The sequence below is a fragment of the Methylocaldum sp. GT1BB genome, assembly GCF_051027545.1.
Lineage (GTDB): Bacteria > Pseudomonadota > Gammaproteobacteria > Methylococcales > Methylococcaceae > Methylocaldum.
Map to the genome: position 1 here is coordinate 202,404 of NZ_CP194901.1, position 13,304 is coordinate 215,707.

General features: G+C 56.1%; 15 protein-coding genes. 6 read left to right on the plus strand and 9 right to left on the minus strand.

The window, feature by feature from the left end; genetic code table 11:
- Positions 1-65 precede the first annotated feature (65 nt).
- From ACR2TX_RS00990 to ACR2TX_RS01000, 3 genes are read left to right on the plus strand one after another with little or no spacing between them, the layout of a single operon-like run.
- Entirely contained in the window at positions 66-1,232 is a 1,167-nt protein-coding gene (locus tag ACR2TX_RS00990) for a hypothetical protein (RefSeq protein WP_086133336.1), read from the plus strand.
- Positions 1,229-1,999 carry a PRTRC system protein B gene (locus tag ACR2TX_RS00995; protein ID WP_086133335.1) on the plus strand — a complete coding sequence of 257 codons (771 nt, stop codon included), beginning with the start codon at positions 1,229-1,231 and terminating at the stop codon, positions 1,997-1,999. The genes ACR2TX_RS00990 and ACR2TX_RS00995 overlap by 4 nt, the downstream gene beginning before the upstream one ends.
- 54 nt (positions 2,000-2,053) lie before the next feature.
- Positions 2,054-2,803: a PRTRC system ThiF family protein gene (locus ACR2TX_RS01000; RefSeq protein WP_086133334.1), complete on the plus strand. Its 750-nt coding sequence runs from the start codon at positions 2,054-2,056 to the stop codon at positions 2,801-2,803.
- 112 nt (positions 2,804-2,915) lie between these two features.
- Here ACR2TX_RS01000 and ACR2TX_RS01005 read toward each other — a convergent pair whose 3' ends face one another.
- The gene (locus ACR2TX_RS01005; RefSeq protein WP_348529977.1) at positions 2,916-4,259 is read right to left on the minus strand and encodes an RNA-guided endonuclease InsQ/TnpB family protein; all 1,344 of its coding nucleotides are present in this window, start codon (positions 4,257-4,259) and stop codon (positions 2,916-2,918) included.
- Here ACR2TX_RS01005 and tnpA point away from each other — a divergent pair.
- Positions 4,200-4,613: an IS200/IS605 family transposase gene (tnpA, locus tag ACR2TX_RS01010; RefSeq protein ID WP_086133333.1), complete on the plus strand. Its 414-nt coding sequence runs from the start codon at positions 4,200-4,202 to the stop codon at positions 4,611-4,613. The genes ACR2TX_RS01005 and tnpA overlap by 60 nt on opposite strands.
- Before the next feature lie 139 nt (positions 4,614-4,752).
- Here tnpA and ACR2TX_RS01015 read toward each other — a convergent pair whose 3' ends face one another.
- On the minus strand, positions 4,753-5,208 hold the full coding sequence (locus tag ACR2TX_RS01015) for a reverse transcriptase domain-containing protein (protein ID WP_240506800.1): 456 nt from the start codon (positions 5,206-5,208) through the stop codon (positions 4,753-4,755).
- Positions 5,209-6,310: 1,102 nt separating this feature from the next.
- Between ACR2TX_RS01015 and gspD the strand changes: the two genes are divergently transcribed.
- Both gspD and ACR2TX_RS01025 read left to right on the plus strand, forming a co-directional pair.
- Complete coding sequence (gspD, locus tag ACR2TX_RS01020) at positions 6,311-8,434, plus strand: type II secretion system secretin GspD (protein ID WP_168183744.1); 2,124 nt, start codon at positions 6,311-6,313, stop codon at positions 8,432-8,434.
- Positions 8,400-9,191 carry a hypothetical protein gene (locus tag ACR2TX_RS01025; RefSeq protein WP_139841002.1) on the plus strand — a complete coding sequence of 264 codons (792 nt, stop codon included), beginning with the start codon at positions 8,400-8,402 and terminating at the stop codon, positions 9,189-9,191. The genes gspD and ACR2TX_RS01025 overlap by 35 nt, the downstream gene beginning before the upstream one ends.
- Before the next feature lie 19 nt (positions 9,192-9,210).
- Here the strand turns inward: ACR2TX_RS01025 and ACR2TX_RS01030 are convergent, their stop codons facing one another.
- From ACR2TX_RS01030 to gspG, 7 genes are read right to left on the minus strand one after another with little or no spacing between them, the layout of a single operon-like run.
- Positions 9,211-9,729 carry a hypothetical protein gene (locus ACR2TX_RS01030; RefSeq protein ID WP_086133330.1) on the minus strand — a complete coding sequence of 173 codons (519 nt, stop codon included), beginning with the start codon at positions 9,727-9,729 and terminating at the stop codon, positions 9,211-9,213.
- Positions 9,730-10,323 carry a type II secretion system protein GspM gene (gene gspM, locus ACR2TX_RS01035; protein WP_086133329.1) on the minus strand — a complete coding sequence of 198 codons (594 nt, stop codon included), beginning with the start codon at positions 10,321-10,323 and terminating at the stop codon, positions 9,730-9,732. It lies immediately after the preceding gene.
- Positions 10,320-11,441 (minus strand): PilN domain-containing protein, encoded by a 1,122-nt coding sequence (locus ACR2TX_RS01040; RefSeq protein WP_139841001.1) that lies wholly within the window; start codon positions 11,439-11,441, stop codon positions 10,320-10,322. Before ACR2TX_RS01040 ends, gspM begins: the two co-directional genes overlap by 4 nt.
- Positions 11,411-12,079 carry a prepilin-type N-terminal cleavage/methylation domain-containing protein gene (locus tag ACR2TX_RS01045; RefSeq protein ID WP_086133327.1) on the minus strand — a complete coding sequence of 223 codons (669 nt, stop codon included), beginning with the start codon at positions 12,077-12,079 and terminating at the stop codon, positions 11,411-11,413. The genes ACR2TX_RS01040 and ACR2TX_RS01045 overlap by 31 nt, the downstream gene beginning before the upstream one ends.
- On the minus strand, positions 12,076-12,561 hold the full coding sequence (locus ACR2TX_RS01050) for a type II secretion system protein (RefSeq protein WP_434129709.1): 486 nt from the start codon (positions 12,559-12,561) through the stop codon (positions 12,076-12,078). Before ACR2TX_RS01050 ends, ACR2TX_RS01045 begins: the two co-directional genes overlap by 4 nt.
- On the minus strand, positions 12,464-12,895 hold the full coding sequence (locus ACR2TX_RS01055; RefSeq protein WP_168183741.1) for a GspH/FimT family pseudopilin: 432 nt from the start codon (positions 12,893-12,895) through the stop codon (positions 12,464-12,466). Before ACR2TX_RS01055 ends, ACR2TX_RS01050 begins: the two co-directional genes overlap by 98 nt.
- Complete coding sequence (gene gspG, locus ACR2TX_RS01060) at positions 12,864-13,274, minus strand: type II secretion system major pseudopilin GspG (protein ID WP_205780963.1); 411 nt, start codon at positions 13,272-13,274, stop codon at positions 12,864-12,866. Before gspG ends, ACR2TX_RS01055 begins: the two co-directional genes overlap by 32 nt.
- Positions 13,275-13,304 lie beyond the last annotated feature (30 nt).

Genomic DNA, 13,304 nt, shown 5'->3' on the forward strand with positions numbered 1-13,304 from the left:
TTTCTGCGCCAATGGGGGAGTGAGCCTGCCCCGGAGCAGGAAAAGAGAGACCAGGAGGACGACGGATGCTATCGATTCAGGCTGACGCTGCCGAAATTCAGGCGGCAGGCGCTTACGGGCATCGATTCAGCCCGTCTGCCCCTGATCTGACCCTGTTCACATTACCCCGCCTTGGCGTCGCGCTGGATGAACCGCTGGAGAGCATCCGGGAACGGCGAGCCAGGGCCTATTTCGACGAGCATCGCCCTGGCATTGCCAGCCTTATCCTGCTTGCGCACCACATGGGCGTGGTCTCGGAAGGCGAGATCGACCGCGCCGTTTCAGACGGCTGGCGAGACTTTTACCGCTTGCATTGCGAGGCTCTTAGCCGCATCGCGGCCCATCTCGAAGCCCAGGCCCGCGCCCTCGCAGGGAGCGATTGGCCTCACGGTGATTTCGAATCGATCGGTATGGCGCTGGATCGGTTCGAAGGAGAGTTTTGGCTCCTGTTATGGGCCGGTTTCCGCTTCACGCAAGTCTCTCTGTGCGAGCTTCCCCGCGAACTTGGCCGCATGGTCTACGGCTGCCTCCACTGGATCGTCAATCGATTGGGTTTCGGCCTGCTGGCCCAGGACGCATTGGACATGTGGTTTGGCCTTGAAGAGGAATTGGAGGCTTACGAGGAGTACAGAAAGGAACATCCCCATAAAGATCACCGTCAGTTCGCCCGCGAGGCCCTCGCCACTCACCTTTTGCCGTTCTGCGAGTTCACGGACAACATTGAGGACCTCGTCTGTCGTCTGGATTTCCTGCAGTCCGTTTTGGACGAGAGGGCTGACCTTTGGTGGGGCAATCCGCCGGACATGTCGGAAATCCGAGCGGCGGTCGTTGAGTGGCGGCGTCGATCACCCGATCTGTACTGTCATCCCTGGACAAGGTTTATCCAGAAGACCGTCCTTGTCTTTAAAAGACATCGTCGTAACACAGCTAACTCGGAGTTCGTTGTGATCGAAGCCGAATGCGGCGACATGGAAGCGCTCCTGGATTACGCCCATATCGTCGGTTTCGGTCTGCCCTGGGAAGGCGGCGTTGCCGACGACTTCTACAACCAGCTCTATCAGACGGGAGAAACGCCAGTCCTACGCTTGAAGCTGCACCCTGTTGCGATTTCAAAGGTTGCTGAGAAACTCGAATCGATAGCCCAGGCACGTGGGCTGTTGCGTTTGGCTGAAGTCATTGAAAGGTCTCTATGACAAACCACACCGATTTTTTCGAGGCTAGTATCCCGCAGGAACCGTCCATCTCACCGCGCGTCGCGTTAATGTTCCACGACGTCACGAATTTAGGGGATCGTTATCTGGTTCCGAAGTGCGTTGCCTCTTTGCATGACCTTACGACCGGCGCAGACGGCGCTCCCGTCATTGGAGCGGGGCGCTTGCTGTCCATGAAGGATATAGAAGCGCTCTTGCGCTCGGTCCTTGGACAACAAGGAGGCGGTACCGGCGTACTCCCCGCCCAGGTGGTGTCGATTTCGGGGACACATCTTGCTTGGACCGTGCCCGCGCGGGTGCGACCGATGCTGTTCAATATGGTCGGGTCGTCCTTGCAAACGCTTGTTGTGCCGTGGCCGAGGCTCTTGCTGGTCGCCACCGCAAATAGGCGTCTCGCGGTAGCCGCCTTGAAGGGACGTGCTCGACCCATGGCGAAAACCCGGCTCTACAACGCGCCGTTGATGAACGTGGGCTGTGATGGCGTGGTTTGTACAGGGACCGCAACCCTGCCCGGCGGGTGCGGCATCGAGGACATGGCGGGTTGGGAAGCGGTACTGTTCGATACCGCGTTTTCCCACGTCAATAACCGATTGACGCTATTCCAGGAGAACGACGCGCCCGTGGATGACAGGACGCACTTTCGATTCTGGGCTGCCCTGGCCAGGAAGAAGGTTGAAACGTTCCCCGTCGAGCGATTGGTGCCGATGGGCATGACCGTCGATGAATTTATTCGGACGCATGCCCGATGACTCCGCAAGAACATTTGTTGGTCTGTTTGATTGGGACAGAAGATAGTGAACCCTATGGATACCCATATCCGACCTTACAAATTTTGCACCCCATCCGAATGGTTCACTCGCCGGGTTCGAATCGAGGTCATCGGCATCGGCGGAACCGGCTCGGAGGTTCTCTCCAGCCTTGCCCGTATCGATTACGCCATCCGCGAACTCGGCCATCCTGGGCTGTATGTCCGGGCCTGGGATGGAGATCGGGTGGAGCGTCCCAACATCGGCCGACAGGCGTTCTATCCGGCGGACCTGGGGCACAACAAGGCGCTGGTTTCGGTGCAGCGAATCAATTATTTGTTCGGCCTGGATTGGAACGCCGAGCCGCGCATGTTCGATATCAACCGAGACGGAAACGCAGGCCAGCGTGATTTGCTGATTACCTGCGTGGATGTCGCTCAGTTTCGCGCTGACCTCGCCAAGTCGTTTGCGGACGATCCGCAAAGGGTGCTCTGGTTGGATGCCGGAAACGGTTTGCACTCCGGGCAAGTCATCCTCGGGTGGCTGGGGCAAGCAAAAGACGGTGCCGTGGCTTTGCCATCCGTGTTTGATTTCTATCCCGAGCTGGACGGCATGGCCGATGACAACTTGCCGTCGTGCAGCATGGAGGAAGCGCTGGCTAACCAGGACTTGCCGGTCAACCGCGCCATCGCCAACGTCGTCATGCAACTGGTCTGGTCACTGCTGAGACATGGTGGATTAAACCACCACGGTGCCTATGTGGATATACGGAAAGGCGTCATGACACCGATCAATATTCTACGTTGAAAAAAGGTGTGTTTGGTGGCAGTGTTATTACGCAACAATAGTGAACAATTCGTGAAACTCTGGGAACACTTGACATCCTCCCCGGCCTGAAGGCCGGAGATTCCTACGGCGCTCATGCTGCGTATGCAGCGTGAGTCGCTTCGGCGGGTTCCTGCTTCGCCGGAGCTGCCCTGCCTGCACCGAGATGCAGGCAGGGTCTTACATCCCCTCCACAGGCCATGACGGCATGCCCTGCCGCCAATATGGTCACGGCGGCATTCACATCGGCATGCGCCGTGTGGCCGCAGTGGGCACATTCAAACCGGGATTGGGTGATTCGGTTTTCTTTTGCCACATGCCCACACACCGGACAGCCCAGGCTGGTGTTGCGTGGATCGACCGCCACCACGATCCCGCCGCGCCAAGCCTGTTTGTACTCAAGCTGGCGACGGAACTCGAACCACCCCTGATCGAGGATGGATCGGTTCAGTCCCGCCTTGGCGCGGGTGTTTTTCCCCGGCTGTTCGACCGTCCCCGACGCTGACCTGGACATATTCCGTATCTGCAAGTCCTCAATCACGACCGCCGCGTGGTTTTTGCTGATGGTGGTGGAGAGTTTATGCAGATGGTCGCGCCGGATGTTGCCGATCCGGGTGTGGAGCTTCTGGATACGGGCCTTCGCCTTGATCCAGTTTTTGGAAAACTTCTGTTTGCGGCTCATGGCTCGTTGATACCGGGCCAATCGTTGTGCATGGCGCTTCATCGCATCCACTGGGGCGATGATCTCGCCGGTGGACAGGGCGGCGAAATTTGCTACGCCCAAATCCACGCCGACGATGCTCGTCGATGGATGGACAGGTTCCGGCACCTCGCGCTCGGTCTGGATGGATACGAACCATTTGCCACCAATGGCCGATACGGTGACGTTTTTCACCGTGCCCAGAGCCTTGCGGCTGTTGCGGTAGCGCAACCAGCCGAGCTTAGGCAGGAAGATGCGGCTATTTCCCTGATCGAGCTTGATCTGTTTCGGGTCGGGGTAGCGTAAGCTGTCGGACCGGCCTTTCTTCTTGAAGCGCGGAAACGCGGCGCGCTTGGCGAAGAAGTTGGCGTAAGCCCGCTCCAGGTCCTTGAATGCCTGTTGCAGGGGATGGACGGGGGCATCGGCCAGCCAAGGCGCGGTACGACCGGAGGGCAGCGGCGTGCCGTTGCGCCACGCCGTGAGTTCCTTGCACAGCCCGGCGTAGCCGAGCTTCTTCTCGCCTTGCTCGTAACGCCGCTTCTGCAAGTTCAGCGCCTCATTGAACACGACCCGGCACGAGCCGGCGAAGCGGCGCATTTGCCGCTCTTGCTGGCCGTCTGGTCTGAGTTCGTACTGGTAGGCTTGGAGTCGCCGCATGCGAGCAGTATAGTTTGGTCTATGAGCGATAACAACGATATTCGGCATGGAAGGCACTGCGTTTTCAAGATGCACGTCCATTTGGTCTTTGTGGCGAAACACCGTCGCAACGTGTTCGACAGCGACGCCATTGACCGACTGCGCACGATCTTCGCCAAGGTCTGCGCCGACTTCGAGGCGCAACTGATAGAGATGGACGGCGAGGACGACCATGTGCATTTGCTGGTCGAGTACCCGCCCAAGGTCGCCGTCTCGAACCTTGTGAACAGCCTCAAGGGCGTGTCCAGCCGCCTGCTGCGCAAGGAACGGCCCGATATTCAGAAGCGGTACTGGAAAGGCGTGCTATGGTCGCCGTCCTATTTCGCCTCAAGCTGCGGCGGCGCACCAATCTCCATCGTGCGCCAGTACATCGAGCAGCAGCAGACTCCGCACTGAAACCAAAGACAAGGACGGCTCCGCCGTCCGCGCTATCCTTCCCCGCCCTGAACGGCGGGGCTTATCGCGCACCCGGTCAGCCATCGGCTGATATACAGCATGGCCCAATCACACTTCACGTGTTTCGCCAGCGCCCGACTCAACAGCGCATGGTCGATATTGTCGAACAACCCCTTGATGTCAAACTCCAAGACCCAATCGTATCGCCAACAGCGAGCTCGCGTGACGCCCCTACGGCATCCAACGCGGACTTGCCCGACCTATAGCCATACGAGTCCTGTAAAAACGTCGCCTCGATCTCTGGCTCAATTTCCCGCTTGACCACCATCTGCGCCACCCGATCCGCCACCGTCGGCACGCCCAGTAACCTTACGCCACCACTCTTCTTCGGGATAGTCACCCCTTTTACCGGCGGTGGAAAATAGCTGCCCGAAGACATCCGATTCCAAAGCTTGTACAGATTGTCCTTTAGATCCTCCTCGAATGCCTCAAGGCTCTGATGATCAACCCCGGCTGCGCCGGCGTTGGCTTTCACCGCTCGATACACTTCGTACACCCGCCACTTATCAATGGCAAAGGGTTTCGTTGCACCCACCCGTTTCCTCCTGTCTCCAGTTGAACGCCGAATACAACCGCTTGATTCGACCTCTTCGCTCCAGCTGCATTACCGGCCATCGCCACTACTACAGGTCGATCCGCCCCAGTGCTCCGCATCGGTACTCTTGCCTCGTGGGTTCTGCCACTTGCGCGTCTCCCTTAGTATCGGAACGACTGGTTCCCGCAGTTCCATACAGAAGCCTGGATCAGATTCACGCCCTCTATACGCCGGCTGCCACTTGTCCAGTAATCAGGTGCCCGACAAGCTCATCCCAGAGGGGTGAAACACCTCTGGTTTCGACAGCAATTTCACAGGTTACGACGCGCCATCGAAGGTTCACTTGCGTTCGTCTCTCTGATCCGTACCTACTCCGGGTTCTTTCCCCTCGCTTTACCTCAACGCTCACCACCATGGCTCTTAACCACAGCGGCTTGAGGTGGTTTGAGACCTGCTCCTGAAAACCGATCCCGAGGGGCCTTCCCTCATCTCCCATACAGCTTTTGCACAGAGATTCCATTCTTCGCATGCCTGCGGCACACTTTCACCAGCCTGCTAGGGCGCCATGCGTATAAAATTTTAACTGTAAGCTTATGCTTACAACTTTTTCCGCATTTTCCGACTTGCGACCCAAAGCGTAACGCGATTTACTTCTTCATTTGCTCATTTCCACGAAAAGCCCTGTCTCTTTTTTTACCGAGAAGGAAGCCAGGTACTACGCAAAGATCCGGAGCTGGACTAATTGCCAGTTGAGTCAATCGCGGCATTGTTTCGGCAGGGGTAAATATTCAAACTATATTAAACAAGGTAGTGGAAAAAAGAGATCGGTTGGCTGAGGGTCGAGTTTATCCAGTTCTTCAATCTTTTTGTTTCGAAAGTTAGATCATTCTTTCCAAAACGGATCAAGTTTGACTTCGACTATTCATTTTACTTGCCCGATTATTCCTCACCCTCATGACAGCGCCGCATAATAATTCCGTTTCACAAAGAACTAATCCTTTCGAACGTTGCAACTGTTTTAAGCTCCCTGACCAGAAGCCCGCTCAACGCTGATTTTCAGGCTCATTTCGACATCAGGATAAGTTGGATGCGGGCTTGCAAAATGAAGCTTAAAAAACGGCGTAATCTCCATGCTCTCTATTCTTTAATTTTCGCCAGTTTCAGTATCGGTTGTTCGACAACTGCCCCGCCTGCTCGGCACCTGAAGTTAGCGTGGCAAGCCAGTGGTGTATCAAATACGTTGCCGGCCGTTGATCAAGCAGAACCGGTTAACGCAGAGACTGACGCGGCTAAAAATCGGGCCATATTTTTTACCAAGGAGAAAGCACCCCGGCCCGTTGTGAAAAAAGTTGGGGCGGCAGGACGCCATGGCGAAAATGGGAACATTGACCTCCAATTCCGCGATGCCGACATTCATGCCGTGATTGACGCGATCCTTGGCGAAGAGCTCAAACTGGACTACACGATCGCCCCCGCGGTACAGGGCAAGATTACTTTGCGGACCCGAAAGCCGCTTACCAAGGAGGCTCTTCTTCCGGCATTAGAGGCGGCCTTGCACTCGGTTTCCGCCACAATTATTGAACAGGACGGCGCCTATCACGTGATTCCCCTGGATGCGGCTCAGCAGTGGGTAAAAGGAGTGAGCCAAGTCAGGGCTTATGGTCCCATTTCACCCGGTTTCGCGGTGGAAATTCTGCCTCTTAAGTATATCCCAGCGAGGGAAATGCAGAACATTCTCGAAGCCGTGGTCCCGAAGGGAACCGTTCTACAAGCGGACGACGTACATAATCACTTGGTCATAGCCGGCTCCAGTCAGGACAGAGCCGCAGTGCAGCAAACGGTCGAAGGTTTCGATGTGGACTGGCTGGAAGGCATGAATTTCGCCCTGTATCAGGTGGAAAATTCCAGTCCCAGCCAGATCATCACGGAACTGAAAGAAATCTTTCAACCTCCCATCGGGGTGATCGGCAGCCGGGTTCGCTTTGTCGGATTGGACCGCATTCATTCGATACTTGGCATCGCTCGCGATCGCAGTGATCTTGAACTCATTGAAGATTGGATTAAGCGCCTAGACGTCACCAAGACTAGCGAACGCCGTGTTTTCGTGTACAACGTCCAAAACGGCAACGCTAAGGATCTCGCTAAAGCGCTCCGTCAGTTGTTGGGTGAAAAAGTGGGAAGCGAGCAGACCAATACCGATACTACGTCCCCTTTGCCGACAGGCACAGAAGGTTATGGACCCGACGGTTTGTCAATGGAGAAATCCGAGAATAGACCACTTGTCGGCACTGTCCAAGGGCAAGGCGAGGGCCGCGCCAGCAAGCTGGTCGCTGTGGAGGAAACCAATTCGCTGCTTTATTATGGAACCGAAGACGAATATCGGGTGATCAAAGACGCCTTGCAGCAGCTCGATATCGTTCCGCGCCAAGTGATGATCGAGGCCATACTGGCGGAGGTTACGCTTAACGACAGCCTAAGATACGGCGTGCAATGGTTCTTCGACGCCGGAGAAAATACCGTTACCCTAAGTGCTTCCGATACCGGTGCGATCGCATCGTTATTCCCCGGCTTTTCTTACGTCTATTCCGGAGGCGCGGATGTGCGGGTCGTGCTCAATGCACTTCAGGAACGAACCGATGTGCGCGTGTTATCCGCGCCTAAGCTGTCCGTACTGAATAATCAAAAAGCGATGCTTCAGGTCGGCGATCAAGTTCCAATCGTCACTCAGACCTCTCAAGCGACCATTTCTCCGAACGCCCCGATCGTCAACCAGGTCCAGATGCGGGACACCGGGGTCATTCTCGAGATAACGCCAAGAATCAATGAGAATGGCAGCCTCATCCTCGACGTATCTCAGGAAGTGAGCGATGTCACACAAACCACCTCATCCGGGATTGATTCTCCGACCATTCAGCGACGAAAGATTCGAACGTTCGTTTTGACCAATGATGGCTTCACCGTGGCATTGGGCGGTTTGATCCGGGAAAACGGTCGTGAAAACAATAGTGGATTGCCCTTCATCAAGGATATCCCGATCATTGGTAATCTATTTCGCAACAACGTATTCGAAAACAGGCGCACCGAGCTCATCGTCTTGCTCGTGCCGCACGTCATGAGAAATCAAGCCGAGACCCGAGCGGTCGTCGATGCACTGCTGGAAGGTCTGAATGCGGCAGGGCAGGTTACCGAACGTGCTAAACCCCTCTGGCCATCGCTCCGGAAGTAGCGGCTTCGTTCTTTTGCACACGTTGTGGCTGTTGCTACTGGTCATCGCTATCGTCATGGGGACATCGCTTATCGGCCGTCGAGCAGCTGACAATATAACGGCTTATGAAACCCGTTTGCGCCTCGATTTGGCGGCCGAGTCGGCCATTTACGACGCGGTTTTCGAATTGCTGGAGCAAGGGACGCAGAGCCGATGGGTCCGTGACCACGGGAAGGTACGGACTCTCTATATCGACGAACAGACGGTTGATTTAGCAGTCACGAATGTGCACGGTATCGTGGACATCAATACGGCTGACCAGCGGTTACTGGAGAGACTCTTGGCAAATCTGCCGGGAATCGATGTTCCCGCTGTCATCGCAGGCCGTATTCAAGTCCACAAGCAAAACGGAAAAGAAGATAACCGGTTGACGACCTATTCCGATCTCAGCGCTATCTTGAGCCTATCACTGGAAGATTTTGCCTGCCTTTATCCGTACATCACGCTGTTTTCGGGACGGTTGGAGCCTAGTGCGGCGCTAACGTCGGACCGCTTGAAGAAAATGATAGGCCAAGCAAAGCGCGACGAGGAACAGCTTTCGGCGATGGAAGGTGGGCTATCGGTAGCTGGCGAGGTCTTCAGAATTACGGCTGCGGTTCATTCCGATTCTCCCAAGACCAATCGCTTGTCTGCCGAGGTGCTCCTTACAGGCAGGCGCGATATGCCTTATTTGATAAGGTCTTGGATTTGGGTTCCAAATTGTGAGGCTCAGACCTGATCGAGTGGTTGGCGATACGCTATCGATGGTTTTCTGGCAGTGGAATCGCGGAAGAGTTCACCGACAGTTGCTCGGCGTTCAGATGCATTTCGAGAGTTTGGTCTTCGTTTTTGATTCCGACCGTGACGGACTTGCGATTGATCCTTTGCACGCTCCAGTCGCCGAAACTCTCCCCAGGCCGGACCAACCGCCAGGTTTTTCTCTCTCGATCCTCTAGCAAGGCCATACTTTCACTGCCAACACGGATGACGCCGACCAGAAGCGGAGGCGGCCCCGAAATCTCAGTCGACTTGTCCGGTTCCTCCGGTTTTTCGATGAACGCGGTTCGACTAGGTTGAAACAATGGACTTGTCGTCAAGGCGTCGATTTCGATAAGGGTATAGACGTTTAAGTCGGGCTTGGTTTCATTCAGTTCTGCATTGGTGTAGTTCTCGGACGATTCGGCCAAGAGCAGCGAGAAAACGATCGTCAATCCCGCAATGAATACAACAGTGTTGAACCCAATCAACCATAGCGTTCGAGGAAACCTGTCGGTCATTTATGGCCTGCTTTCAAACGACGCCAAATCAGCTCCGAATCCCGAAATGCGGAGCTCGGCCATCACCTTGGAAATCGCAGTCCCGCCGGCTTCCGTGGGAACGCTGTCCAACGAGCGTATCGTCAACTGATCGACCACGATCAACGGCCTGTGCCGCTCGAACTCGGCGAGCATTCCCATGACGGAGGCCTCCGGCCCCTCGCCTTTCAAATCGATGGATATACGGCTGAGATTGCCTTGACGGACTGTTGTCGCGGTACGCATGGATTCCAGATTAAATCGGGTCGAGCGAATAATTTGATCGATGATTTCCTGAAATTTGGTTTCTGTCCCCGAGTTGCTATCTGTCCAAATCAATAGCGGCTTCAATGTCTCGGCATCGGCCGCGACTTGCGCCTCAGAAAGGGTTTCGACTTCAAAGGAAAGCCGCCGTGCCCGGCTTAATTCGAAGCGGGCGTCGTGCAATTGGCTGATCGCCTGCCCCGCTAGATTCAATAGCGGCTTGAAAAATCCTCCCCAAACCGCGAATACAGCGACCACCAACAGGCCGAGAGACGCGATTCGATGGACTCGGGGAGACAGTGCAGCGGTCACGGCAAGGGCCTTTTAAGCTCCAGGGCCACCTCGAACTGCGGCGGAGTTTCCGTGCCGTTATTACCGGCGACCGAAATCAATTTGGCATTGCCGATTTTCGAGAGTTTACCGAGTTCCCTCATCATTTCGGGGGGATTTGAGGCGTGACCGGCTATATGCACCACGCCGTGGTCGTACCGCAAGGACGTAATCCAGGCCGTTTTCGGCAACGCGCCCGCCACCTCGTTCAAGACATGCGTAATGCGGTATGCGGGGGCTTGACGTGACAGATCGTTTTTTACGGATTGTAGAAGGGCGCGTTGCGCCAGCAAGGGTGCACTGGCATTCACCGTTTTCTGAGTTGCCTCGATATCCCGCCTTACCTTGTGCTCAAGCCATAAAGCCGAAAGGTAAGTTGCGGGAATAAGCAACGTCGCCACCAATGCCAAGCTTAGCACCAACATCAAGCGTCGCTTGAATCGAGAACGAGCCGCCTCTCTGCCCGGCGAAGTGTAAAAAACAAAATCCAAGATACCCGATGATGAAGGGCGAAACCCCACGGCTTCCACGGAAATCCCGACCTGATCGAGATTCTTAAGCGCTTGAAGTACGGTTTCCCGGCGGCAAAGCGCAACCTCGACGTCGAGGGTCCCGGAATCGTGATCCTTTTTCGATCGAACATCGAAATAAATCGCCGCCTTCTCAAGTGGCGATTCCGTAATGAGCTTGAAGGCGACCGCATCTCGTAACCGAGCCTGTGCGCTTTTCGGAAAGCTCATCCGCAGGAGAAACACCTCTTGCAAACCTAACGCAACCTGTGTCGTGGCCTCTGCGCATAGTGGCCGCAACGCTTCCATCGCCTGCGACGAACGCCCTCCAAAAACACTGGGAAAATGGAGTTCTTCCGGTGGCGTGCCATGATCTTGGACCTCATTGTGAGGACGAACGAGCGTCGTCCGATCTCGTTCAACCAATAGAAGCACGGATTTTTCGCGCTTCGAGACCAGTCGTCCAAGCCCAGGGAAGAGGTCTGTAAGTCCCACCCACCACCATAGGAACGCGGGGCGGACGATGGCCGCGAGATTCGTCGACCGCCAAATCGCATCGGTTACGCTGGTCTGCAGGCTAAGCTTGTCCATTCGATCACACAGCTTCCGCTAAGCGTCTGGTGTAGCCGAATCGCCATCCTTAATGACGGCCGTGTCTTGTCGACGAAATCAGCGTGAAGTTGGATCACATCGGGCAGTTTCTCGGCGTCGTTCCAAGATCGGCTGGCTCGCCCGGAACTTCCCGCGAAATATGAAAATTCGACCTTTTCGAGGTCTTCGAGTACAACCCAATTCGTGCGAACGAGCTTTTCCGATACCGGCGATACCGGCGATGCCGGACGCGGCACGAGATCCAAAAGAAGCGCAAGAGAGCCGTTCTGACGGCTTTCAAGATACAAGCGTCCATCCATGCGCCCGGAGGAGAACGCGGACTGCGACGGAATCGAAGTGAACTCCACGGTGTCCCCATCGCCTTTGAAGCGGGCTCCGAATCCGCCGCGCTCCGGTGGAAGGCTGGCGCGGAGAAGACGGGAAACGAGTCGAACCGCCGTGGCTTCCTCGGCCCATTGCCGATCAATCCGCGAAGCAAGCCTCCACCCGTCCCTGATCGTTATCAGGACTTGGGATAACGTGCCGATCAGCAAGGCCCCGGCGGCCATAGACACGAGTACCTCGAGCAAGGTAAACCCGCTTTGGGGCCTATATATCCGCCCGCACCCCACTGTCATTTCCTAAACCTATGGGCCGACATACGCACCAGTGGCGCCGAATGTGCGTCGCGCGCGATGGTTACGCTGATCCTTTGCAAGCCATAGATACCCGTCATGGGGCCTTCCATGCCGTCCGGTAGGATGTCCTCGACGTCGACTCGCCAGAAAAATTCGCCTTGAGTGCCTTCATTATTCCTAGGAATGTCCACACCATCAATCGAATACTCCTCCAGTTTGGAATGCGCAAGCAACACCGCGGTCGAGTGTGAGCGTAGCTCGATCAATCTTGGTATGGTTTGTGACATCGCCGGGAGCGCAATTCCGAGGACCAATCCCGCCATCACGAACGCCAGAACGACCTCGAGCAGTGAAAATCCAGCCTGCGACCGCAATTCCGGCCCTCTAGTTGCGAGACAACGCCCCGGTGAGCCAGTCGACCTGAATCCGATCGTCCCAGCCGTCGTGTCGAATAATAATCGAGCCCCCAGAGGATGAGCCATCGGGAAAAAACGTGATCGCGCTGCCACTCGCCGGTGACGGAATCGTGCTTGTACAAGTCACGTCCGGCTGATCGGCGACATTGCTCGTATCCTTGCTCCCGCCGCCCGAGACGATCTCCGCACACGGAAGCGTAACAGCGTGGCCCCGCGAGAGGGCCAACCACTTGGCGTTTTCCAATGCCGTCAGAGCCGCCTCCGCCCAACGGGTGCTGTTTCCTCCCCGGTACGCGCCTGCGCCCGCGGCGGCCAGCATCCCCAACAAGGCGATTACCACCAGGAGCTCCAGCAAGGTCACGCCCCGTTCACGGCGCCTTCGAGAGCCCGACGTCGGCATTTTCGCCCTCTCCGCCTTCGCGGTCATCCGCCCCGAAAGAGTAGATGTCAAAAGGACCGCGCTGTCCCGGAACACGATAACGGAAAGGCCGGCCCCAAGGATCCAGTAGGTGCTCATGTTTGCGGATGTAGGGTCCTCGCCATCGCGCGACATCTGGGGGGGCCTTCCACAGGACTTCCAACCCTTGTTCCGGCGTAGGATAGGAGCCGGTGTCGATCTGATAATAGTGCAGAGCCGTCGTCAAGGTGTCCACTTGAAGGGCCGCGGCATCCGTCTTTGCCCCGGAGAACATGTTCATGATCTGTGGCGCCACGACCGCCGAAAGCAGCCCCATGATGACCAGTACGACCATCAATTCCAAAAGTGTGAAGCCCCCCATGCCAGCCCTCTGGTGGCGATGAAGATGCCG

Coding starts and splice junctions, on each gene's coding strand:
- ACR2TX_RS01050 (WP_434129709.1), bottom strand. CDS start 12,561: ATGGCTCATCCTCTGGGGGCTCGATTATTATTCGACACGACGGCTGGG.
- tnpA (WP_086133333.1), top strand. CDS start 4,200: ATGAGCGATAACAACGATATTCGGCATGGAAGGCACTGCGTTTTCAAG.
- ACR2TX_RS00990 (WP_086133336.1), top strand. CDS start 66: ATGCTATCGATTCAGGCTGACGCTGCCGAAATTCAGGCGGCAGGCGCT.
- ACR2TX_RS01005 (WP_348529977.1), bottom strand. CDS start 4,259: ATGGACGTGCATCTTGAAAACGCAGTGCCTTCCATGCCGAATATCGTT.
- ACR2TX_RS00995 (WP_086133335.1), top strand. CDS start 1,229: ATGACAAACCACACCGATTTTTTCGAGGCTAGTATCCCGCAGGAACCG.
- gspD (WP_168183744.1), top strand. CDS start 6,311: ATGAAGCTTAAAAAACGGCGTAATCTCCATGCTCTCTATTCTTTAATT.
- ACR2TX_RS01000 (WP_086133334.1), top strand. CDS start 2,054: ATGGATACCCATATCCGACCTTACAAATTTTGCACCCCATCCGAATGG.
- ACR2TX_RS01045 (WP_086133327.1), bottom strand. CDS start 12,079: ATGACAGTGGGGTGCGGGCGGATATATAGGCCCCAAAGCGGGTTTACC.
- gspG (WP_205780963.1), bottom strand. CDS start 13,274: ATGGGGGGCTTCACACTTTTGGAATTGATGGTCGTACTGGTCATCATG.
- ACR2TX_RS01040 (WP_139841001.1), bottom strand. CDS start 11,441: ATGGACAAGCTTAGCCTGCAGACCAGCGTAACCGATGCGATTTGGCGG.
- ACR2TX_RS01055 (WP_168183741.1), bottom strand. CDS start 12,895: ATGCCGACGTCGGGCTCTCGAAGGCGCCGTGAACGGGGCGTGACCTTG.
- ACR2TX_RS01030 (WP_086133330.1), bottom strand. CDS start 9,729: ATGACCGACAGGTTTCCTCGAACGCTATGGTTGATTGGGTTCAACACT.